Raw genomic sequence first — 20590 nt, 5'->3', positions numbered from 1 at the left:
GGCTGTCAGCTCACACCATTAAAAGCCGGACTGGGAATCGACGCTGGGGAATCAAGCGCCCAACAGCATCACCCAGGTGCTCCACCACCACTGCGGACCGGTCAACCAGACCAGCCAGATGCCCAGGGCAATGAAGGGACCGAACGGGAATGGTTCCCTGGGGCCCAACCGGCCACTGAGGCGAGCGGCGCTTCCAACCAAGGCTCCCGAAACAACCGCAAGGGCCATCGCCGCTGCGATGCCCCCGGGGCCCAGCCATGCCCCACCCAGCGCCGCCAACTTGGCATCGCCCAGGCCCAGCGCAGGCTGTCCCAACAACCGTTCGGCCAGGGCACTGAGACCTTCCAACAGCAGCAGGGCCAGCACCGCAGCGATCAAATGATTGGCCAGAACAGGAATGCCAGCAGCCGTGCTGACGAGCAGGCCCAGCACCACCCCCCAGCGGCACAGGGGCTCCGGCAGCCAAAGGTGATCCAGATCGATCAACACCAGCGGCAATAGCAGCGCGATCAGGGGGAGACCAGCCCAGGGGAGCCAGAGATTAGGGAGCCCCCCACCAGCACCAGGCCACACCAACAGCGCCGAGATCCAGAGGCCGGCACTCAGGGCCTCCACGGCGGGATAACGCCAGCTGATCGCTGCATCACAGTCGCGGCAGCGGCCCCTCAGCAGCAGCCAACCGAGCAAGGGGAGATTGTCATGCCAGCGGATGGCATGGCCGCATTTGGGGCAGTGGCTGCCGGGAAAGACCACCGATTCCTGACGGGGCAAGCGCCAGGCCACCACGTTGGTGAAGCTGCCGACGCAGGCGCCCAGCAGGCCGGTCCAAGCCAGGATCAACCCTTCCATCGGGTCCGACCACGGCTCGTGCGTCCCCGGATCAGATCGATGGCAATGAACTCTTCGTCCGGCAGAAGAACAGGGGTCTCGAAGACCACGCGGCCATCGGGTTCCTGCGGATCCACCACCACACCAAGAGGCTCCTGCCCCGCAGGGGTGCTGGAGAGATAGGCGAAATAAATGCGACGGGCCTGGGCGATCAGCGAGCGGCTGTCAATGAGATCCCAGCGGGGAGACGAGGGCGCCCCCGAGGCTCCGCGGATTTCAAAGGAGGGCGTTGACAAAGAAATAGAGCCCACCTGATCACTCAGATGGGCCCATTGTAGAGACGATTGTTGATAGGAGAAGCGATCAGCTGAGCTTGTTCTTATCTTCGATCATGCGGTGAATGATCGGAGTGAGGATCAGTTCCATGGCGAAGCCCATCTTGCCGCCGTTCACCACGATGCTGGTGGGGCTGGACATGAAGGAATCGTGGATCATGTTCAGCAGGTAACCGAAGTCGATTCCCCACTTCTCACGAGCACCCTTGCGGAAGTGGATGATCACGAAGCTTTCATCCGGGGTCGGGATGTTCCGGCAGATGAAGGGGTTGGAGGTGTCCACGGTGGGAACACGCTGGAAGTTGATGTCGGTCTGGCTGAACTGCGGGCAGATGTGATTGATGTAATCAGGCATCCGGCGCAGGATCGTGTCAACGATCGCCTCAGCGGAATAACCACGCTCAGCGTTGTCGCGGTGGATCTTCTGAATCCACTCAAGGTTGGTGATCGGCACCACACCCACCAGGAGGTCGGCCAGGGCGGCCACGTCGTAGCCCTCGCCCTTCACACCGCCATGGAGGCCTTCGTAGAACAGCACGTCAGTGCCGGTCGGGATGTCTTCCCAAGGCGTGAACTGACCCGGCTCGAGGTTGACGCCAAGACGAGCGTTGTGTTCAGCCGCTTCTTCAACGCTGTGGAGGTAATAGCGCTTCTGACCAGCACCGGTTTCGCCGTAGGTGCGGAACAGTTCCTCGAGCTTGTCGAAGAGGTTGGCCTCAGGGCCGAAGTGGGAGAAGTTCTCACCCTTGGCCAGGGCATCCGCCATGGCCTGTTTCATGGGCATCCGCTCGTAGCGGTGGTAGCTGTCGCCTTCCACCACTGCAGGGGTAATGCCTTCCCTCGCAAAGATGTGCTCGAAGGCGCGCTTGACGGTGCTGGTTCCAGCTCCGGAAGAACCGGTAACAGCGACAACCGGATGACGCTTCGACATCGACGCAGGGACTACGGGCCCGGCGATCTTGCCAGATCAGGGCCCGATTGCACCAATCTCTGGCTTACAGAGCTTTGAGCAATTGCTCACCCATGGCGCGACAACCCAGCTGGGTGCAGCCTTCTGCCATGAGATCACCCGTGCGGAAGCCACCGGCCAGAACGGCATCCACAGCGGCCTCAAGATCATCGGCAGCCGCGGCCTGCTTTAGGCCGATGCGCAGCATCATTGAGGCCGACAGCACCATGGCCATGGGATTGGCCTTGTCCTGACCGGCGATGTCGGGGGCTGAACCGTGCACAGGCTCAAACAGACCAGGGCCCTCACTGCCGAGGGAGGCTGAGGGCAGCATGCCGATGGAGCCGGTGAGCATCGCCGCCTCATCGCTGAGGATGTCGCCGAAGAGGTTGCCGGTGAGCAGCACATCGAACTGGCGCGGATCACGCACCAGCTGCATCGCCGCGTTGTCCACATACATGTGGCTCACCTCCACAGCGCTATAGCTGGACGCCATGGCATCCACGCGATCCCGCCAGAGCTGGCTCACATCGAGCACATTTGCCTTGTCCACCGAGCAGAGCCGGCCCCGCCGCTCCTGGGCGATCTCAAAGGCCACCTTCGCGATCCGATCCACCTCCGAGGCGGAGTAGGTCATGGTGTTGAAGCCGCGCTCGTCCCCCTCGGTCTCAATGCGTCCCTTGGGCTGACCGAAGTAGATCCCCCCGGTGAGTTCCCGCACCACCATCAGGTCCACCCCCTCGATCACCTCACGCTTGAGGCTGCTGGCATCGATGAGGGCCGGAACAATCTTCACCGGCCGCAAATTGGCAAACAGCTCCATGCCGGCGCGCAGGCCAAGCAGGCCGGTTTCCGGGCGTTTCTCTCGGGGAAGGCTGTCGAAACGGGGGCTGCCGATGGCGGCGAGCAACACCGCATCGGCTGCCTTGCAGGCTTCCAGGGTGCTGGCGGGCAACGGCTCACCGGTGGCATCGATGGCGCTGCCACCGATGGGCTGCTCCTCAAAGCTCAACGAAAAGCCATGGCGCTGGCTCACCACCTCAAGCAGCTGACGGGCGACAGCGGTGATCTCGGGGCCGATGCCATCACCGGGCAGGAGAACAACGCGGTGCTGAGCCATGACGGTGCGGTACGGCAGGTCGACCGCTGAGGTTACTGAGGGGTGTCCCGCTTGAGCTCCCGCAGGGTCTTGGCCATCTCCGGCAGCTTGCTGAAGGTGGTGGCGCAGCGCAGCCAGAGGCGATTCGGAATCGCGGGAAAACCACTCACCACCGCTCCGGGGGCCACATCAGTGTGAATGCCGGTCTTGGAGCTGGCGATGGCGCGATCGCCGACGACAACACGATTGGCGACCCCCACCTGGCCCGCCAGGATCACCCCCTGGCCGATGTGGGCGCCGCCGGCGATGCCCACCTGGGAGGCGAAGGCACAGCCACGGCCGGTGGTGACGCCATGGCCGATCTGCACAAGGTTGTCGATCTTGGTGCCGGCACCAATGCGGGTCTCACCGACGGAAGGGCGATCAATGGTGGTGCCGCTACCCACCTCAACGCCGTCTTCAAGAACCACCTGGCCGGTCTGCGGCATTTTTCGCCAACCTTTGGCCGTCGGCACGAAGCCAAAGCCCTCAGATCCGACAACGGCATTGGAATTCACCACACAGCCACGCCCGAGAAGGCTGCCGGGGTGGAGCACGGCATTGGCGTGCAGCTCACAGCCATCACCCACCACCACGTTGTCGTAGATCACCACCCCGGGGTGAACGATGCAGTCGGCACCAAGACGGCTTCCCTCCCCGATGCAGACCCGCGGGCCCACCGCTGTACCGGGGCCCACCACAGCCCGTTCATCGATCACCGCCGAAGGGTGAATCTCCGCCAAGGGCCGGCGGCGGGGATGCAACTGATCGAGGGCTTCAGCAAAGGCCAGACGCGGATCCGCGAAGACCGCAAAGGCGATGCCACGCTGCGAAGCCAGATCAATCAGATCCTGTTGGTCGGGCAGCAACAGGGCACCCACGCCGCTGGCGCCCAAGGCCGCGGTGAGGGCGTTGCCCTTCTCCAGAAAGCTGAGCTGCGCGGCTGAGGCCTGATCGAGTGAAGCGGCACCCTCAAGCCATGGGTCCAAGCCCGGCTGGCTCCAGCGCAGACCTGCATCACCGGTCTGCAGAACCTTAATCAGGGTGCTGAAACGCATGGAGGCCAGGGCAGTCCGGCGGATCGTAGACGTGGTTAACGGCTGCGAAGCACCAGACCATCGCGATGCACCACCACCGGGGAGGACTCCCCCGGCGATGGGTCATTCATCGCGGCCCGCAGCTGGTCGCTGTCCATCGAACAGAGGCCACGGCCCAGGTCCTCTCCATCGGGGTCCAGCAACTGAACGGGTTGATTGGCGGCGAACTCACCCCGCACCGCCGTCACACCCACCAGCAGCAGGGACGCACCACGGTGCTGCAGCGCTGCACAGGCCCCCGCATCCAGCTGCAGTTCACCCTCAGGCCGAAGCACGTGGGCCAGCCAACTGCGTCGGTTGCCCAGGGGTTCGGGGTGGGGATGGAACACCGTTCCCCCCCGTTCGCCCAACAGCAAAGCCTCGAGACGCGCGGGGTCGCGGCCATCGGCGAGCTGAACGGTGATGCCACTGGCGGTGGCGATGCGGGCTGCCGACAACTTCGTGGTCATGCCGCCGGTGCCCCAGCGCCCCCCGTCGCCGGCCCCCTGTTCCAAGGAGTCCAGCTCCCGAGGGTGGCGAACATCCGAGATCGGTTCGGCGTTGGCATCCACCCGCGGATCCGAGGAATAGAGGCGATCAACATCCGTGAGCAGGATCAGTTGCTGGGCTTCAACGGCGGCGGCCACCAACGCCGAGAGGGTGTCGTTGTCGCCGAAGCGCAACTCCGCCGGCGAAAGGGCATCGTTCTCATTGATCACCGGCAGCACCCCCCAGCTCAGCAGCTGCCGCAAGGTGCCCGAAGCGTTCTGATACCGACGGCGATCGGCCAGGTCGGAGCGGGTCAACAGCACCTGCGCCACGGAACGACCATGACGTTCCATGGCCCGTTCATACAGCGCCATCAGCGCGCCCTGGCCGATGGCTGCAGCCGCCTGCAGGGCCACCACCGTGTCGGGTCGGTTGGTGAGGGCCAACTTCTGGCAGCCCAGGCCGACGGCACCACTGGTGACCAGCACCACATGGTCACCGCGGTCCATGGCCCCTGCGAAGCAGCGGGCGTAGCCATCAATCTTGGTGGCGGTCTCCCCCCGAAGCAGGCTGGTGCCGATTTTCACGACCCACAGGGTCATGCTGAAGGCGCCCCCATCACGCGGGCCATGGCGCGTTCAAACCGCTGCACCCGGTCATGGCGGCAGGGCTTGCCATCGTCTCGAACCGGTCGAACCAACACCGTGTAGAGCCCCATTCGGTTGCCGCAGAGCACATCCGTGAACAGGCGGTCGCCGATCATCGCGATCGCCTCCGGGGGCAGCGCGAGATCACGAACAACGCTGCGCAAGGCGCCACGGCGGGGCTTGCCGGCCCCAAAGGTGAAGCTGACCTGCAGCTGATCAGCCACGGCAGCAATCCGATCGCGGGAGGGGTTGTTGCTGAACAGATGCAACTGCAGGCGGCGGCCGGCATCCACCAGCCAGTCGCGCACGGGCCCTGGCAGGGTCACGTCACGACCGGGCAGAAGGGTGCGGTCGACGTCGATCACGGCGGCCTTCAGGCCGTGGGCCGTGAGGTGAGGCAGCGAAAGCTGGGCAATGGTGAGGTGGGGATCCCAATCGGGGGTCAACCAATGCTGTGCCGTCAATCCGGCCATTCACGCTCCTCCAGTTCCGCCTCAATCAGGGGTTGAACGCGGTCGAGCTCATCGTCGCTCAGCAGCACAGCCTGGCCATCCACCATCCGCACCAACACCAGGAACGGATCAAGGGGGATGTAAAGGCCGTATTCCTCCGCGTCGACCATGAAGCTCACCAGCAGCTCAAAGGTCTCAGCATCCTCATCAACGTCGTCGTCCTCTTCCAGCTCGTCGAGCTCGTCCTGATCCGGCTCCTCCAGTTCACCACTGACGGTGAGGGTGATCGCCGATCGCACCAGAACCAAGTCGTGCTCCTGGAGCACCACATCAGCCACCGAGAGAATCGGCTCGCTGCTGGCAACTTCCGTAATCGGCACCGGCTCTGCATCGTCATTGAGCCGAAACAGCGAAACCGGTGTGTCGACCGGCGAGAGCAGGGCGTAGTCCTGCCCCTCGATGGGGATCAGATGCTCGAGGAAGCACAGCAGGTCGTGGCCCTCGCGGTCGCGGACCAGCAGGGTGGGGTGATCGCTGCTCTTACCGGGGCCCGACTCAGACATCGACGCGGCTCTGACTGGGCTCAGGATCCACCATCGCCCGCCCCGGCGCCCGACCTTGACGCACTCTGTTGGGCCGGTTTGAGCTCCGGACCCTCCGCCAGCCATTGCTCCAGCAGCAGGGCAGCAGCTGCACTGTCCAGACGTCCGCTGCGATCGCCCGTCAGCCCGAACTGTTCACCGGCCGCCCAGGTGCTGCTGTGTTCATTCACCCAGGCCAAGGGCAGATCGAGGGCGGCAGCCAGCCGTAGGCCGTAACGCTGGCAATGCTCCGCCTGGGCCGTGGGCTGGCCCGCGGCATCCAGAGGCAAACCCACCACGAGCCCCTGCACCGACCGTTCACGGCAGTGGGCCCGCAGAACGACCAAATCCGCATCAAAGCGACCACGACGCAGGGCGGCGAGGGGCGTGACGCTGATGCCCAGGGCATCGCAGCCGGCCAGGCCGATGCGCCGCCGGCCCACATCGAGGCTGAGGATCGAACAGGGACGCGGCCGCATCAGTGCCGATCACCCAGGCTTGGTGTGGGCAAGGGTGTGCCCTGAGGCCGCAATCGGCCCAGCACCTGATCGAGCGATCGGGTCAGCTGCAGGTTGCGCTGGGGTGACTGACGCCGCCACATGCTGCGTCCGAGCAGCAGCTGCTCGTCGCCACGGGTCCAGCCCTCCGCCTCCAGGATCCGGCTGAGGGGGGCATCGTCAAAGGCCGTGAGCAGCCCGCGGGGGCGGCCGCGCTGAAGGATCCCGTTCAAAACCTGGGGAAGGGCCTGATCCAGCCGGGGATCCCAGGCGACGTCGCGCATCAGTTCCAGGAACCCGGCCTCTCCCGCATCGGGAAGGCGGATGCAGCCCGCCAACACAGCATCTCCAGCCATCAGCACGCCGCAGCCGGGGCCGTTGCGGTCCAGCAGATCCAGCCAATGGCGGTCGGTGATCTGACGCAGGTGGCTGTGGCTGCCCCCCTGCTCGATCGGCCAGAGCAATTGGGCGGTGCGGCGGTTCAAGGCCGCCCAGCGCATACCCCCTGGCAACTGATCGGTGCCATGGGGATCAACCCCAGCCCCTGGTGGACACCAGCACTGGTACGGACGAAGCGGTTGAAAGCCCAGCTCCCGCAGCAGGGCAATGGCATCGGCATCGGTGGCCGGGCAGCGGATCACCCAGCTGCAAATCTGAGCAGTCCACGACTGCAGAGCCTGCTGAAGCAGGGACTGCTGAATGGTGCGATGGCTGTAATTGTCCAGCGGGCCCAGCAGCACCGGCAAATGAAGGATCCAGCAGCTGCCGCGGCGGTTGAACGGCCGGGCCACCACACTGGCCACCGGGCGATCCCCCGCGAGGGCCATCAGGCAACGGGGCGAGCGGCTGGGGAGCAGATCGGGAAAGCGTTGCTCGACCCTGGAGAGCCATTCACCGATCAGAAAGCCCTGAAAACGTGAGAGCTGATCGATCGGCGCATCCTGAACCCACTGGGCCAGGTGGGCCGGATTGAGGGGCTCAATGCGGATGGAGGTGGTCTTGGGTTCTGTCACCGGATACCCTCCAACCCCAACTGCTCACAATGTATCGCTCATTCCAGGCCTGGCCGCACCAACACCAGGGGGGTGCGCTCATTGGCATTGCCGGCGGGATTGGGACGCAGGGCCCGGCCCAGCAAGGCCTCATCACAGCCGGGGCTGGAGGCCAGCACCTTCACTCGGCCAAGGTCGTTGACGTCAACGATGGCAACTTCGACCCCGAGTTCGGCAGAAGCATCACGACAGAACTGCTCAGCCCGGGATGGCCCCAGAACAATGGTCTGGTCATAGGGCGGTGTGGTGCCGGTGATGTCGTCGATCAAGCGAGCCTGATCCCCGGCGAGGCGATAGAAGCCACCGGGGATGCCCACCAGCTTCATCAGCAGACCCCCCAGCCAGGCGGCCAGCACCCGGGTGGGCCCCACCAGATCGATCAAGGTCTGCATCCCGCAGGCCGTGGCCAGGCTGCTGGTGGGGTGAAACACACGGCAGGCCAGGCGCGCCACCATGCCGGGCTCCACCTCACTGGGGTGGCGGTAGCGACCCTGGATCACAGCCACGGGGGTCTCGCCGATGGTGAGGATGTCGCCGGGCTGCACCAGATCAGCGGCGTAGGTGCGCAGGACGTCGATGGCGTCGTCCAGGGGACCGAGCAGGTGGGTGCGCAGCGGCAAGACACGGCAGCCTTCCCCCTGGCGGAAGCGGGCTTGATCGGGCTGCAGGGGTTGGGGACGGCTCAAGGGCACCAGCACGCCCTGACGGCGCTGCAGGCGACCGAAGGGTCCGTAATTCACCCAGTGGGCATCCACCCAGAGGCTGTCGACCCGAGCGGATGGGGTCGGGCCGGTGATCTCGATCGAGACCCGGGCACGCGTGGTTTTGCGTCCTTTGACGATGTAGGCCGCCCAGTAGCCGTCTGCGCGGGTCTCCTCGTCGGGATGGTCGGCAATGATCCGCGTTGTTACCTCCAGGCCGGCGGGATCAGAGGACCCCAGCAGCACGGGCTCGACCCGCAGCTCCGGCACAAAAATCTCCATGCGGGGGTGGGGGTTGCTGATCTCCAGCACCCCCTCGATACGGAGCCGCCCGCCCAGATCATCAACCCGCCAGTCGCGAGGCATCATCCGCAACGGTGAGGCGGGTCTGAGGCGATGGCGGAGCTCCAGCCAGGCCACAGCAAGTCCTAGGCCGAGCGGAGCAAGCAGCAGCGACACAGCGGATACGGCTCAGCGACCGGGACAACTGGCCGGCAGCGTAGGCGCCATGGCGGTGGGCGTCTCAGTTGGCGGTGACTTCGATGTTCACTTCGTTGAAGCTGCCTTCCTGATCAATGCGTCCCAGATCCGGAGCGGGAAGACCGGTGGAGGCGCTGATGGCGTCGTTGATCGCCGCCAGGGGAACCTGACCGTTCTGATCAAGCACAACCCGGCCATCGGTGCCGATCACCACCACCTGCGGAATGGTTCCGGACCAATAGGTGGCTGGATCTCCGGCCCCCAGCGCTTCACGGCCCTGCAGCGGATCGGTGGAGAGGGGAAGCAGATCGATGCTGCGGCCCCACAGCCGTTGCAGTTCCGACACCACCGGAGCGAAGCGTTTGCTCACGGCGCTGTCGTCCAGGTAGTAGACGATCACGGCCGTGCGTCCCTCAGCGAGGGACTCCTCCAGGGTGCTGGCGGGGGGAACCAACGAGCCATTGCCGGCGTAGAGGGCATAGATGTTGCCGTCGTAGCTGTCGCTGTTCAACACAGCGGCGGCTGGTGCGACATGGAGCAGCAGCGCGATCGAAACGGTGATCAGACAGCGCACCAAAGCAAGCATCAAGCCGAAGCAGCGGATCGCCATTGTGGACCCAGGGGCCTAACCGCGGCCGAAGCTGCGTCCCATGCCCTGGGCAATGCCCCGCCCCACCAGACCGATAGCGCGCCCCAGCACCTGGGTGAGCAGGATCACGGCAAGGTCGCCGATGCGGCGCACCAGGGCCTGCACCTGGGGTGCGAGGGCATCCCGGGCTTCCAGGAGCAAGGCCACCTGCCGCTGCCACCAACCCAGCTGATTGAGCTCCTTGTCGCGGGGCTCCGTCAGTAGCAGCGGTTCGATGCGACCGGAGCGCAACTGAAACAGGGTGCGCTGGCTTTCGTAGAGCTGAATGGGGCGCTCCACCCAATCCGCCCAACGCAGCTGGGTGTTCAAGCGGTTCCTGAGCCGGTCGAGTTCCCGGGTGGCCAGGAGGGGGTCCCGCAGCAGGTAACGGCGCAGCTCCGGCCAGTCACCACAGGCATCGAGCAATTCGGCACCAATCAGTTCCGCCGTCCTCACCAGCCAATTGCTCACCAGGGTTTCGAGTTGCAGGAAGGCCCTGGGGTCATCGGCCGGCAGCAGCAGGCCGTTCACCAGCATCGGTTGATCGGCCACCAGCGGCGCCAGCATTCCGGTTGGATCGGGCAGCTCGCCGTCGGCGCCGGTGAGATCAGCGCGGCTGAGCAGCGAAGCCACCACCGGCTGCAGCTCGCCGTCGCAGGGGATCTGGACGTAACTGCCGGCCAGGGCGGTGAGGGCCTGCTGGCGCAACTCGGGCTGCAACGAATCCCAGGCCTGAGCGATCGCCGTGGCGTCCTGGCGGCTGCGCAGGCGCTGCAGGACCTGATCAAGCTGTTGCAACAGGGCCAGCAGCAACTCCCGGCGACGATCCGGGTGCAGGCCCTCAATTGCCAGCAAACGGCCGGTGGAATTGGTCAATCCAGCCTGAACCGATGCATCGATGCGGTCGCGGATGGCATCCCATACAGCAACGGCATTGCGTTCGCGCAGGCTGATCGCCGTGGTGGTGGGTGATCCATCGCTGGAGACGGAGGGGCCCAGGGGTTCTGCATGCTCGAGGCCCATCTGCAGTGGCCCCCATAGCCAGAGCAGCAAGCCCTTGGCGAAGCGCAATTCACGGCGGCGCCCCTGCAGCAGCAGGAACAGCAACGGCTGCTCCGGGGGTGGATTGAGCAGGGCCTCCACCCGTTGCAGGTCCCGGCTCACCTGCTGCAGGCCACTCACCAGCAGCCACTGGCCCAGGCCCATGGTCTGCTGCTGGCTTGGCGTCTCCGGCGCAGCCTCCAGGCGAATGTCCCGTCCGCCCTGCAACAGGGTTTCGATGGCGTTCTGCAGGCCCTGGGCATCGACGTTCTGCAGCAGGCCGGCCGCGGGCAGCTCCAGCAGCTGCTCCCGCGACAGGCGTAACTCGCTGGGCAGCAGCAGCAGCACCGGGGCGGGCTGCCAGCGCTCCTGCAGAGCGAACAGCTCCTGCTGAAGCGACGCCAATGAGGCCACGCTGTCGATCGACCAGATCACCAACGCCGGGGCACCCGTCAGGCGTTCAGGGCGAAGCACCACCTCCCAATCGTCCCGGGAGGAGGTGAGTTTCAGCGCCAGCGACTCCCCGAGCAGATCCGGAGCGAGTAGCAACATCCGCACCGGCGAAGGGGAGACCAAGGGTTGAGCCCGAAACAGTTGAGCTCAAGGTAACGAGCTTCTGCTCAGTTCTCCAGGGTGCGCCGGCCGTTCAATTGCAGGGTGTACGACTCGATGCGAAAGCCGGTGCGCTGTTCGATCTGACGCAACAGATCGTCGGGGAGAACAACGTCGATGTCTTCGATCGAACCGCTGTCTAGACAGGTGAGATGGCTGTGGGGATCACTGCGGTAGCCGTACAGGCGACCACTGGCGCGGTCGAGACACTCGATCACCCCAGCCGACTGAAGGGCTTCGAGGTTCTGGTACACCGAGGTATGGCCGATGCTGCGGCCCCTCAGATTCAGCTGTTCAAAGATGTCGCGGGCGCTGAGGTGGCTCTTCTCGCTCCAGAGCAGATCGAGCACCATGCGCCGCTGACGGCTGAGGCGCATCCCCAGCCGCCGGCACTGCTCAAACACCTCCTGCAAGCTGCCCGCGGGGGACGGCGTGCTGCTCTTGCCGGCGGCTGCACTTACCACAGAAGAGGCCTGCTTCTTCAACCATAAGGCCCTAGGCCAGCTCAGGCGATGTCTGCCGCCACGGCGGTGACGTCTTGAAGCCTTGCCTCACCCAACGCGGCGATGGCCTCCGCCAGGTCGACACGGCCGTCGTAGAGGGCTCGGCCAACGATCACCCCCATCACACCAAGGGGCTCCAGGGGCAGGAGCGAGAGCAGGTCGGCCATGCAGCCGATGCCACCGGAGGCGATCACCGGAACAGCGCTGCACTGCGCCATGGTTCGCAGGGCCTCCAGGTTGGGGCCGGCGAGGGTGCCATCGGTGGCGATGTCGGTGGTGATGATCGCCGCGATGCCGGCGGCACTGAACTGCTTGGCCAGATCGGTGGCCAGAACATCGCTCTGCTCGACCCAGCCCCGGGTGGCCACCCGGCCATCGTTGGCATCAATGCCCACCACGATGCGACCGGGATGGCGTTGGGCCAACTCCTGAACCAACTCCGGCCGTTCAATCGCCACCGTGCCGAGGATGACCCGATCCAGGCCACAGGCGATCAATTCTTCGGCGCGCTCGAGCGAGCGCACACCACCACCGAGCTGAACAGGGATGTCGAGCGCGGCGGTGATGGCCCGCACCGCTGCGTCATTGATCGGCTCACCCCGTTTGGCGCCATCGAGATCCACCAGATGCAAACGGGTTGCCCCCTGGCTCTGCCAGCTGAGGGCCTGCGCCACAGGATCCTCACTGAAGCGGGTCACCTGGTCGTAATCCCCCTGGTGAAGCCGAACACAGGCTCCATCGAGCAAATCAATGGCGGGAATGATCTCCATCGGGGTCGGACCAGAGACCCTCCATCCTGCAGCGCCACGCTTCAATGGCTGCGCTTTTTGGGCCCAAGTGCATGAAGATCCTGGTGATGGGGGGAACCCGCTTCGTGGGCCGGCCCCTGGTGGCCCGCCTGCAGGCCCAGGGCCATGCACTCACCCTGTTCACCCGCGGCAAGAACCCCGTACCCGCCGGCGTGGAACACCTGTGTGGCGATCGCAGCAGCGATGAAGGCCTCAGCGCGCTGCAGGGCCGCAGCTTCGATGTGATCGTCGACAGCTCCGGACGCAAGCAAGAGGACAGCAGCCGCGTGGTGGCTATCACCGGGGCCCCCAGCCATCGCTTTGTGTACGTGAGTTCAGCCGGGGTGTACGCCGATTCGGAGCAGTGGCCCCTGGATGAATCCAGCCCCACCGATCCCCAGAGCCGTCACGCCGGCAAGGCCAACACCGAGGCCTGGCTGCGCAAGGAAGGCATCCCCTTCACGAGCTTCCGGCCCACCTACATCTATGGCCCGGGCAACTACAACCCGGTGGAACGCTGGTTCTTCGATCGCATCGTTCACAACCGCCCGATTCCGCTGCCCGGTGACGGCACCACGATCACCCAACTGGGCCATGTGGAGGATCTGGCGGAAGCGATGGCCCGTTGCATCGAGGTGGATGCTGCCGCCAATCGCATCTACAACTGCTCTGGCAAGCAGGGCATCAGCTTCCGGGGCCTGATCCGCGCCGCCGCCGTGGCCTGCGGCCGCGATCCCGATGGCCTCGAGCTGCGCAGCTTCAACCCCAGCGATCTGGACCCCAAGGCGCGCAAGGCCTTCCCGCTGCGGCTCAATCACTTCCTCACCGACATCACCCGGGTGGAACGCGAACTGGCCTGGCAACCCAGCTTCGACCTGGCCAAGGGCCTGGCCGACAGCTACGCCAACGACTACGCCCTGAACCCAACCGCAGCGCCAGACTTCAGTTCTGACGAGGCACTGATCGGGGCGTGATGTAGCCCAGAGCTGAGCTCAGAGCCAGGGCGAGGGAGGGCCAGTACAGCCACCAGCCCAGGCTCTGAAGCCCGGCAGCAGCGATCCAGCCGGAGGGCCAGAGCATCAGCAGCAGGCTGAGGAACTGAAGAATCGTCTTGGCTTTGCCCGAAAGCGAAGCCGGCCCACCATCACTGGCCTGGGAGCGCCAGCCCGAGATCAGCAATTCACGGGCCAGCAACAACCAAACCGCCCAGAGCGGCAGCACAGCGGACGACGCCAGCCAGAGCAACGGTGCCGCGATCAGCACCTTGTCGGTGAGGGGGTCGAGGCGGGCTCCCCAGCTGCTGCCACCCCCGGCGCGCCGGGCCAGCCAGCCATCGGCCGCATCACTGAGCCCGGCCAGCAGCAGCAACCACCAGGCCCAGCCCTGACAGCCGAACTGCAGGGCAAGGATCAGCGGGAAACCGGCAACGGCTCGCGCAACGGTGAGCCCGTTGGCAATCGAACGCAAAGACAGAAACAACGCTCAGAATGTGAGGAGCTGAACCTTGATCATGGTCCTGCAGCTGACGGTTGCTGATGTGATGACCCAGCCGGTGCTGACGGTCACGCCCGACACCCCGCTGCAGCAGGCCGTTCAGATGATCAGCGACCACCACGTGAGTGGTTTGCCGGTGGTGAATGCAGAGGGGCGTCTGATCGGCGAGCTGACGGAGCAGGATCTGATGGTGCGGGAGAGCGGTGTTGACGCCGGCCCCTACGTGATGCTTTTGGACAGCGTGATCTACCTGCGCAATCCCTTGAACTGGGACAAGCAGGTGCACCAGGTGCTCGGCACCAAGGTGAGCGATCTGATGCGCAAGGACTCCCACAGCTGCGATACGGCGTTAGCGCTGCCCAAGGCGGCATCCCAGCTGCATGAACGGGGCACGCAACGCCTGTTTGTTCTGGACAGCAACCAATGTCCCGTCGGAGTGATCACCAGAGGCGACGTGGTGCGTGCCCTCGCCGCCCATCAAGACGGCTGATTCAACTCATCGTTCGTTCCCCCTTTCCAGGCCGATGCTGCGCTCCTTACTCATGGCCTGTCTGCTGGTGGTTGTTCCCCTGCATGGCTACGCCAACCCCACGGCCGAGACCGAGGAAATGGCTTTCCTGGACCTGGTGGAGGGCGAGGGCAACGTGCTGATCCAGGCCAAAGGCGTTGATGCGGTGAATGCCGAAGCCCGGGCCCAAGGCCTGGCTTTTCCTGCCCTGGGGTACTGGTCTGTAGAGGGTCACTGCTTTGTGAAGCCTGCTCCAGGCGACTGCAACGGCGTGTTCAAGCGCTAAGGGCGTTCCGCCGTTTGCGATACCGGGGCAGGCGGCACGCGGTTGTCCACGCGCAACGGCGAAAACAGCACGAGGTTCCCTGCCACCAGGCCGGCGGTGACCACAACAGCCGCGAGAACCTCTAAGCTTTCTGATCTTTTGGGTTGCATGGCTCGAGCATGCGCCGCTGTGTTGCCCATGGCGAGGCCTTGTTTGGCTTTCAACGTGTGCGAACAAACGGAGTCAGTTGATACGTCAACCGTCGAACCAGGAGAGTTACGACGGAGCAGTTGATGCGCCCAGCCCTGTGTCGCTCATCTCACGATTTCACGACGACACAGGTGATGTGCCTCCGATCAAATTCGAGACCGGGCATCAGGGTAAGGAGGCAGAACGCCTGACTCGATTCATCTGGAATCAAGTGATTCAACTGCTGCTGGCTGGCAAGGAGTTAGAAGCCAACTCGCTGTTGGAAGAATTTGATGAACCACCGCTTTGGGACGACCCACTCGACTGACAAGCCATGGGAACGCCACTCACGCAATGGCTTCAGCTGGTGGGCTGGGTGCTGCTCGCCACAACCCTGATTTGCCTGAGTGCAACTGGGGTTTTCTGAGTCGAGCAATTAGACCACCCCCCTCAATAGCAATCAATCTGATCTGCAAAATCAGTGATCAAGAACATCGAAATCAATCCGGTATGACTTGCTACATCGATCCCGAAGTCTTCCTTGAATGCATCAGCAGCGCCATCCAATTGGATTTTTGATTGATGCATGCATTGATTGAAACCAATGGCTTCGTATCAAATCACGATCACCACATCGGAAGGCTCCTCCAGCTTTGCCTGTGCCGACGATCAGTACATCCTTGATGCGGCGGAAGAAGCGGGTGCTGATCTGCCCTATTCATGCCGAGCTGGCGCCTGCTCCACCTGTGCAGGCAAGCTCTCGAGCGGCTCTCTAGATCAATCAGATCAGAGCTTCCTGGACGACGAACAGATCGCCAAAGGCTTTGCCCTGCTTTGCGTGGCTTACCCAACAAGTGATTGTCAGATCAAAGGAGAAGCCGAAGAAGACCTCTGAGCTGACCAACCCCATCCTCAAGATTCAAGACCGAAGACTCCCGCCGGGGAACAATCGATGCCCGTCCCCCTTTTTTGACCAGCTCAATTCATTCCATTCAGCGACCACCTAATTCGCCCAGGCGGAAGTCATCAGGGATAGGCGCCCAATGCCGCCATGCTTCTCCTGTTGATTTACACCTGCTAGGAGCGGCGAAGCTAGCTTCCAAGGGCGTTGCTTCGCTTGCCAAGCAAGGCTCGCCGCCAGGATTAGACACCAAAGAAAGCAAGGACTGCTTCTAAGGCTCCGAGACCCAACAGAAAAACACCAGCAAGCAAGGCAAAGTCTTTTTTGGAGTTAGCCACAGATGCAACGGTTGCTCCGACGAACGCCAACAGGACAAACCTAAAGAGAATCGGAAGGGCAAACATTGCGGAGGATGTACATCTCCGATGAGTTATGTAAACCCGCTGCGGTGCAGTGAGTTAACGGCTTGATACCAACGTTGAGTTACTTAATTCCTCTCAAAGGAAGTAATCAGGATGACGAAAGGCAACCCTCCTAAAAACTGCTCTGGCTTTGCCCAGCGAAGCGGCCCGCGTAGTGCTCTTCACCATCCATGCGCTGGAAGATGAACTGACAGATCAGCGTGCCCGGCACCACCGCCAGTGGAGCCGGACCGAAATTGCTCATTTCCAGCACCTGCTGACTGTCGATCCCCGGCCCCATGAACGGTGCACTGATGTGCACCATCAGCCCCAAGCGTGCGAAGCGACTGCGGCCCTCAAGCCAACCGCAAAGGCCTGGGCCGAGCCTGACCCGCTCGCGGGTGATCCCCAGGACGGTCTCCCCCGGCATGATCAGGATGTGGCCGCCCTCAGGGATCTCCAGCTTGTCGGTGCATTCGCGGTAGTCGGTGTGATCGCGAACCTCGATCACTTCATGAACCTTGCGGAACACGCGAAACGTGGAGCCGAGGGTGAGATCCACCGATGCCGGCCCAACATGGTCGGCATTGAAGGGCGTGATCGAGATCAGGCCATCGTCGATCGCTTGAAGAATGGCCTGACGTCCAAGCACCGCCATGGGTTGATCCCCTGCTGGGCCATGAGTATGAACGCCTCAGATGCCTGGGTGCTCAAACAGAACCGTCGACCGTTCTGACTCGCTCAGCTCGACAGCATCTTGCGTCTGAGGCTGCTCAAGCGGTGGAGCGTCGGGAAGCCGGAAGGCTTTTTCGAGGTCTGTCTTGATGGCACCAAAGGGGTAGGTCATAAAAAAAGAGGACCGCCCACAGCCCCCTCGAAACGACTTGACGACGCATCCCTGCGCCTCCGTTACATTAGTCAACAAAGTTTTGTAACGAGAGCTGTGGCCTTCACCACCCAAGACCTGCTCATCGCCTTCGGCAGCTTCGGCATTGCGCTCTTCGCCTTGAACCTCTACAAGCTGACCAAGCCGGCGAACGGCTGATCAAGCAGCTGTATCGCTCCTTCCAGTGCGCAGCGTCCCGCGCCACCAATCCCCCACCGGTGAAACCAGGCGGTGAAGGGATGGGCATTGCTGCTCCCTTGCTCGTCACCTGTCACCCGATAGACAGGTCCATCTGCGCATAGGGCCGGGTGTGATGACCCGGCTTTTTTGTACCTCTGCTCAGGCAATAAAAACCCCCGCCGCGGCAGGGGCTGCAAAAGCACTTTTCAGGGTGTGAGCCTGAATCAGTCCCCCATCATTTCGAACAACTCCTTGTGGCATGCACAGGCTTCCTCATCGGTGAAAGCAGGCTGCATATCGAATTCCACACCGAACATCGCGCGCCAGGGGGCGAAATGCTTGAACAGCACCATGCTGCTTTCTGCTTTGCAGATCACTACGCCACTACCGGTTTGAGGGCAGTGAGTGCGGCTGATCAACTCGAAGCCGTCAATGTGATCACCTTCTGCGCCGCTAGCCATGTACTCAATCAACTTGGCGTAAGCAGCCTTTTGCCCTTCGATCTCAGGGAACTGCCAAGTGACGTTGTAAAGCTGCATCTGTTCTCAAAAGTGAAGCCACCTTCTAGCACTGACATCCTGAACGCAACGCAGCGCAGGCGACTTCAGCCAGCTTGAGGAGATTAACCAGCCCCTTATGGGTCCAAAAGTTGGGAACGACGTGGGTGACGAGTTCAGCGCAAACCACCGCATCACGCCGGGTCGGATAGCAGGTCAGCCGTGAAGCAATAACGCCAAGAAGAAACCAATCAGTAGACCTTTCCCGAAGGTGATCCAGAGCATTTGGTATCTGCTCAGACCAAACCGCTGCCTAATCCTTTTGATGTACGTCTTTTGCCAATGCGCGACATGGTTGGCCTTCTTCAACTTCTTGGATTTCATTGCCATAGATCAATCATGGCCCCTGGCTATTCCGCTTGTGTAGCAAGTAATGCGTCAGGTCGTTAAACACCAGGACTAAAATTGAATTGCTCGCAGTTGATTTGCACCTCTGAGAGCGGCGAGGACACCTCTGAGTAGGGGGTGGCTTCGCTTGTCTATAAAAAGCCCTCGGGCAACGAAACCTGGATAAGGGCTTCCCTCACCTTGGCAAATCACTAAGCGAACTGGAGGGTTTGACTGGTGACCCACAACAGCAGCTGATCACGAACGTCATCTGACCTTGAGCCGACTACCCGCAACAGGTGAAGTGAGAAGACAATGCAGTCGAATGTCTTGCCCTTATTCCGGCACCGCCATTGCTTCTTGAGATTGAGGTGATGTACGCGGCGAGGTTGAGTCAGAAGCTAGAGGATGTTCTGAAGGGTTCTCCTCACTACTGGTCATAGCCATATCCTCAACGTCTGAAACCGGTTTATCAGTCGATTGATTTACTGACGACTCAGGTTGAGATCGAGGGGCTGCGACCCTTGTGGCGCAGTCGCGTCTGATTTTTTGGACATCCACTGCGAACTGATTGGCTGCTCCCCCTGCCAGTAAGGCTTGCTGCATATCTCCTAGTTCCTCCATCAGGACTGCAAACGCTCGGTATCGAGGAACAAGCAAGTCCATCCCTGCAGTGATCCTGCCGCTGTTGGCGCACAGCCCATCAAGGTCAAGGTCTGCGACCTTCTCGAGGCTCTTGTCCACCTCTTCGAGAAGCTCATTGATTTGCGCTTGAAGCCTTTCTGCTACCTGAGCGGCTGTCGGCTCCGCGGGTTCACAAGCTGCCAGCAAAAGCAGCGGAAGAAGCAGCAGAAGTTTTTTCATACCATTAATTGTGCCTGCATTTCGCCTCTGGAGCCCAGCCCATTTGCTTCTGTACTAATCAGGGGGTAACGATTTGGGTCGCCGGATCGGTTCGAGTGTGTAATGCCCACCGTGGTCGACGTTGATCACAGTTGGTAGCTGCAGGTTGTTTGCCACTGATCACGACCGCCATAACCGTCGTTTTCCAAGTAAGTCAAACGAACATCGACACCGTTGATTTCGTTTGCGACGTACAGGTGATCTACGAAGACATAACTCACTGGATCCCAGAGAGCAGCCTTGATCGCATGCTCACAGTTTTTAACTAAGCCCTGACGCGAAGCAGCCTTCAACCTTTCGGCAGGCTTCGTATAGGACTCGAGCTGTTCACATTTGAAATGCTTGTCTCCTAATCCCGGTTCAGCCTTGTTGAGTTGGACACGAGTCCAGTGGCACCTTTTGAAGTCAGAGATGATTCCTGCGCTCTTGAAATCAAAGTGGGCTTTGGCCTGCTTGCCGTTTGAAGCAGGAGATGCAACGTCATTGCCAGCTAACGCTTTTGAAAGGAATGCGTCTGCATGGCTGTAGTAACCCCGAGCTGCTACGCCAGCCACAGTCACAAGCACAGCGGAGGGGATCCAGTAACGCCTTCTCATAAGCCCATTAAGGCTCAGACCAAAGATGTAAGCGGTAGCGATTCAGACTCTCGAAGCGATATGGGTCACGTGGTCAGCGTCAACCCAGTTGATGCCTCGCTAGTGGCGTTGGCTCAGTAGCCAATAGGGGCTCATATGTCGATTTTCTGTAGCCATTGCGACTTGCTTAGAGGACATTCGCGGAAGAAATTCTTGATCCCAAAGGTCTCCGAAAAATGGTGTGCAGCCCCACTGGATCTTCCCTATCAATGGTGCCTGCGACATATCCTCTTACGGCTGAGTGAGCCATCGCAGCAGCACGGGAGAGCGACCCGTAGCTGGCAGACAATCCAGTCCCAGTACACGGTAAGCGTGATGGGGCTGGCTTTCTGCGCTTAACCCCGTCTTCCAACAACGGGAAAGATTCAGTGCATTGCACTTGATTGAACAACACCTCGTCAGCGTTAAGGGACGGACCGCATCGCTCGGGGAGAACGTCGATCTCTTCGCGGTTCCGTGGCCTCACATCATTGATTCGGTAAGGCTGTTGGAAGTCAGCCCCGCCGATAGAAGGGGCTGCAGAGCCGAGTGTTGATTGCTATCTGGT

25 protein-coding genes are annotated in these 20590 nt (G+C 62.2%); 4 read left to right on the top strand and 21 right to left on the bottom strand.

Features of this window, described 5'->3' with window-relative positions:
• Positions 1-51 precede the first annotated feature (51 nt).
• From NCN05_RS10300 to hisA, 15 genes are all read right to left on the bottom strand, one after another.
• Positions 52-849: a prepilin peptidase gene (locus NCN05_RS10300; RefSeq protein ID WP_250398009.1), complete on the bottom strand. Its 798-nt coding sequence runs from the start codon at positions 847-849 to the stop codon at positions 52-54.
• Positions 837-1124: a hypothetical protein gene (locus NCN05_RS10295; protein ID WP_250398008.1), complete on the bottom strand. Its 288-nt coding sequence runs from the start codon at positions 1122-1124 to the stop codon at positions 837-839. The genes NCN05_RS10300 and NCN05_RS10295 overlap by 13 nt, the downstream gene beginning before the upstream one ends.
• 67 nt (positions 1125-1191) lie before the next feature.
• Positions 1192-2094: a phosphoribulokinase gene (locus NCN05_RS10290; protein ID WP_250398007.1), complete on the bottom strand. Its 903-nt coding sequence runs from the start codon at positions 2092-2094 to the stop codon at positions 1192-1194.
• A 64-nt stretch (positions 2095-2158) separates the two neighbouring features.
• Positions 2159-3232, bottom strand: a complete 1074-nt coding sequence (gene leuB / locus NCN05_RS10285; protein ID WP_250398006.1) for a 3-isopropylmalate dehydrogenase — start codon at positions 3230-3232, stop codon at positions 2159-2161.
• Between the two features lie 32 nt (positions 3233-3264).
• On the bottom strand, positions 3265-4308 hold the full coding sequence (lpxD, locus tag NCN05_RS10280) for a UDP-3-O-(3-hydroxymyristoyl)glucosamine N-acyltransferase (RefSeq protein WP_250398005.1): 1044 nt from the start codon (positions 4306-4308) through the stop codon (positions 3265-3267).
• A 35-nt stretch (positions 4309-4343) separates the two neighbouring features.
• Positions 4344-5417 (bottom strand): glutamate 5-kinase, encoded by a 1074-nt coding sequence (gene proB, locus NCN05_RS10275; protein WP_250398004.1) that lies wholly within the window; start codon positions 5415-5417, stop codon positions 4344-4346.
• Positions 5414-5935, bottom strand: a complete 522-nt coding sequence (locus NCN05_RS10270; protein ID WP_115081822.1) for a YqeG family HAD IIIA-type phosphatase — start codon at positions 5933-5935, stop codon at positions 5414-5416. Before NCN05_RS10270 ends, proB begins: the two co-directional genes overlap by 4 nt.
• Positions 5923-6477, bottom strand: a complete 555-nt coding sequence (locus NCN05_RS10265) for a DUF3727 domain-containing protein (RefSeq protein WP_115009429.1) — start codon at positions 6475-6477, stop codon at positions 5923-5925. Before NCN05_RS10265 ends, NCN05_RS10270 begins: the two co-directional genes overlap by 13 nt.
• A gap of 20 nt (positions 6478-6497) precedes the next feature.
• Positions 6498-6974, bottom strand: coding sequence for a Holliday junction resolvase RuvX (gene ruvX / locus NCN05_RS10260; protein WP_115132089.1), 477 nt, complete (start codon positions 6972-6974; stop codon positions 6498-6500).
• Complete coding sequence (locus NCN05_RS10255; RefSeq protein WP_250398003.1) at positions 6974-8005, bottom strand: hypothetical protein; 1032 nt, start codon at positions 8003-8005, stop codon at positions 6974-6976. The genes ruvX and NCN05_RS10255 overlap by 1 nt, the downstream gene beginning before the upstream one ends.
• Before the next feature lie 38 nt (positions 8006-8043).
• The gene (locus NCN05_RS10250) at positions 8044-9204 is read right to left on the bottom strand and encodes a F420-0:Gamma-glutamyl ligase (RefSeq protein WP_250398002.1); all 1161 of its coding nucleotides are present in this window, start codon (positions 9202-9204) and stop codon (positions 8044-8046) included.
• A 64-nt stretch (positions 9205-9268) separates the two neighbouring features.
• Entirely contained in the window at positions 9269-9835 is a 567-nt protein-coding gene (locus NCN05_RS10245) for a thylakoid membrane photosystem I accumulation factor (protein ID WP_186497352.1), read from the bottom strand.
• A 15-nt stretch (positions 9836-9850) separates the two neighbouring features.
• Entirely contained in the window at positions 9851-11446 is a 1596-nt protein-coding gene (locus NCN05_RS10240; protein ID WP_250398029.1) for a DUF3685 domain-containing protein, read from the bottom strand.
• A gap of 68 nt (positions 11447-11514) precedes the next feature.
• On the bottom strand, positions 11515-11883 hold the full coding sequence (locus tag NCN05_RS10235) for a Fur family transcriptional regulator (protein ID WP_226424454.1): 369 nt from the start codon (positions 11881-11883) through the stop codon (positions 11515-11517).
• Positions 11884-12011: 128 nt separating this feature from the next.
• Complete coding sequence (gene hisA / locus NCN05_RS10230; protein WP_250398001.1) at positions 12012-12779, bottom strand: 1-(5-phosphoribosyl)-5-[(5-phosphoribosylamino)methylideneamino]imidazole-4-carboxamide isomerase; 768 nt, start codon at positions 12777-12779, stop codon at positions 12012-12014.
• 71 nt (positions 12780-12850) lie between these two features.
• On the opposite strand from hisA, the gene NCN05_RS10225 reads away from it, so the two are divergent.
• Complete coding sequence (locus NCN05_RS10225) at positions 12851-13771, top strand: NAD-dependent epimerase/dehydratase family protein (protein ID WP_250398000.1); 921 nt, start codon at positions 12851-12853, stop codon at positions 13769-13771.
• Here NCN05_RS10225 and NCN05_RS10220 read toward each other — a convergent pair.
• Positions 13740-14276, bottom strand: a complete 537-nt coding sequence (locus NCN05_RS10220; RefSeq protein ID WP_250397999.1) for a CDP-alcohol phosphatidyltransferase family protein — start codon at positions 14274-14276, stop codon at positions 13740-13742. The genes NCN05_RS10225 and NCN05_RS10220 overlap by 32 nt on opposite strands.
• Before the next feature lie 31 nt (positions 14277-14307).
• On the opposite strand from NCN05_RS10220, the gene NCN05_RS10215 reads away from it, so the two are divergent.
• The 3 genes from NCN05_RS10215 (at position 14308) to NCN05_RS10205 (ending at position 16148) form a co-directional block, all read left to right on the top strand.
• Positions 14308-14781 carry a CBS domain-containing protein gene (locus NCN05_RS10215; RefSeq protein WP_250397998.1) on the top strand — a complete coding sequence of 158 codons (474 nt, stop codon included), beginning with the start codon at positions 14308-14310 and terminating at the stop codon, positions 14779-14781.
• Positions 14782-14815: 34 nt separating this feature from the next.
• A complete protein-coding gene (locus NCN05_RS10210) occupies positions 14816-15085 on the top strand; it encodes a hypothetical protein (RefSeq protein WP_250397997.1) in 270 nt (89 codons plus the stop codon).
• A 772-nt stretch (positions 15086-15857) separates the two neighbouring features.
• Positions 15858-16148, top strand: coding sequence for a 2Fe-2S iron-sulfur cluster-binding protein (locus NCN05_RS10205; protein WP_025362165.1), 291 nt, complete (start codon positions 15858-15860; stop codon positions 16146-16148).
• A 248-nt stretch (positions 16149-16396) separates the two neighbouring features.
• Here NCN05_RS10205 and NCN05_RS12545 read toward each other — a convergent pair whose 3' ends face one another.
• The 5 genes from NCN05_RS12545 to NCN05_RS10185 all read right to left on the bottom strand — a co-directional run bounded on the left by NCN05_RS12545 (position 16397) and on the right by NCN05_RS10185 (position 19968).
• Positions 16397-16522, bottom strand: a complete 126-nt coding sequence (locus NCN05_RS12545) for a hypothetical protein (protein WP_284500621.1) — start codon at positions 16520-16522, stop codon at positions 16397-16399.
• A gap of 166 nt (positions 16523-16688) precedes the next feature.
• Entirely contained in the window at positions 16689-17213 is a 525-nt protein-coding gene (gene dcd, locus NCN05_RS10200) for a dCTP deaminase (RefSeq protein ID WP_250397996.1), read from the bottom strand.
• Positions 17214-17845: 632 nt separating this feature from the next.
• On the bottom strand, positions 17846-18160 hold the full coding sequence (locus NCN05_RS10195) for a DUF3303 domain-containing protein (protein WP_250397995.1): 315 nt from the start codon (positions 18158-18160) through the stop codon (positions 17846-17848).
• A gap of 681 nt (positions 18161-18841) precedes the next feature.
• The gene (locus NCN05_RS10190; RefSeq protein ID WP_250397994.1) at positions 18842-19369 is read right to left on the bottom strand and encodes a hypothetical protein; all 528 of its coding nucleotides are present in this window, start codon (positions 19367-19369) and stop codon (positions 18842-18844) included.
• A gap of 125 nt (positions 19370-19494) precedes the next feature.
• The gene (locus NCN05_RS10185; protein WP_250397993.1) at positions 19495-19968 is read right to left on the bottom strand and encodes a hypothetical protein; all 474 of its coding nucleotides are present in this window, start codon (positions 19966-19968) and stop codon (positions 19495-19497) included.
• Positions 19969-20590: the final 622 nt, after the last annotated feature.

It is taken from the genome of Synechococcus sp. MU1651, from assembly GCF_023630635.1.
Lineage (GTDB): Bacteria > Cyanobacteriota > Cyanobacteriia > PCC-6307 > Cyanobiaceae > Parasynechococcus.
The sequence above is the reverse complement of the archived record's forward strand: the minus strand, read 5'-3'. Positions and strand labels throughout refer to the sequence as shown.

Coding starts and splice junctions, on each gene's coding strand:
- NCN05_RS10300 (WP_250398009.1), bottom strand. CDS start 849: ATGGAAGGGTTGATCCTGGCTTGGACCGGCCTGCTGGGCGCCTGCGTC.
- NCN05_RS10290 (WP_250398007.1), bottom strand. CDS start 2,094: ATGTCGAAGCGTCATCCGGTTGTCGCTGTTACCGGTTCTTCCGGAGCT.
- leuB (WP_250398006.1), bottom strand. CDS start 3,232: ATGGCTCAGCACCGCGTTGTTCTCCTGCCCGGTGATGGCATCGGCCCC.
- lpxD (WP_250398005.1), bottom strand. CDS start 4,308: ATGCGTTTCAGCACCCTGATTAAGGTTCTGCAGACCGGTGATGCAGGT.
- proB (WP_250398004.1), bottom strand. CDS start 5,417: ATGACCCTGTGGGTCGTGAAAATCGGCACCAGCCTGCTTCGGGGGGAG.
- NCN05_RS10270 (WP_115081822.1), bottom strand. CDS start 5,935: ATGGCCGGATTGACGGCACAGCATTGGTTGACCCCCGATTGGGATCCC.
- NCN05_RS10265 (WP_115009429.1), bottom strand. CDS start 6,477: ATGTCTGAGTCGGGCCCCGGTAAGAGCAGCGATCACCCCACCCTGCTG.
- ruvX (WP_115132089.1), bottom strand. CDS start 6,974: ATGCGGCCGCGTCCCTGTTCGATCCTCAGCCTCGATGTGGGCCGGCGG.
- NCN05_RS10245 (WP_186497352.1), bottom strand. CDS start 9,835: ATGGCGATCCGCTGCTTCGGCTTGATGCTTGCTTTGGTGCGCTGTCTG.
- NCN05_RS10240 (WP_250398029.1), bottom strand. CDS start 11,446: ATGTTGCTACTCGCTCCGGATCTGCTCGGGGAGTCGCTGGCGCTGAAA.
- NCN05_RS10235 (WP_226424454.1), bottom strand. CDS start 11,883: ATGCGCCTCAGCCGTCAGCGGCGCATGGTGCTCGATCTGCTCTGGAGC.
- hisA (WP_250398001.1), bottom strand. CDS start 12,779: ATGGAGATCATTCCCGCCATTGATTTGCTCGATGGAGCCTGTGTTCGG.
- NCN05_RS10225 (WP_250398000.1), top strand. CDS start 12,851: ATGAAGATCCTGGTGATGGGGGGAACCCGCTTCGTGGGCCGGCCCCTG.
- NCN05_RS10215 (WP_250397998.1), top strand. CDS start 14,308: ATGGTCCTGCAGCTGACGGTTGCTGATGTGATGACCCAGCCGGTGCTG.
- NCN05_RS10210 (WP_250397997.1), top strand. CDS start 14,816: ATGCTGCGCTCCTTACTCATGGCCTGTCTGCTGGTGGTTGTTCCCCTG.
- NCN05_RS10205 (WP_025362165.1), top strand. CDS start 15,858: ATGGCTTCGTATCAAATCACGATCACCACATCGGAAGGCTCCTCCAGC.
- dcd (WP_250397996.1), bottom strand. CDS start 17,213: ATGGCGGTGCTTGGACGTCAGGCCATTCTTCAAGCGATCGACGATGGC.
- NCN05_RS10195 (WP_250397995.1), bottom strand. CDS start 18,160: ATGCAGCTTTACAACGTCACTTGGCAGTTCCCTGAGATCGAAGGGCAA.
- NCN05_RS10190 (WP_250397994.1), bottom strand. CDS start 19,369: ATGAAAAAACTTCTGCTGCTTCTTCCGCTGCTTTTGCTGGCAGCTTGT.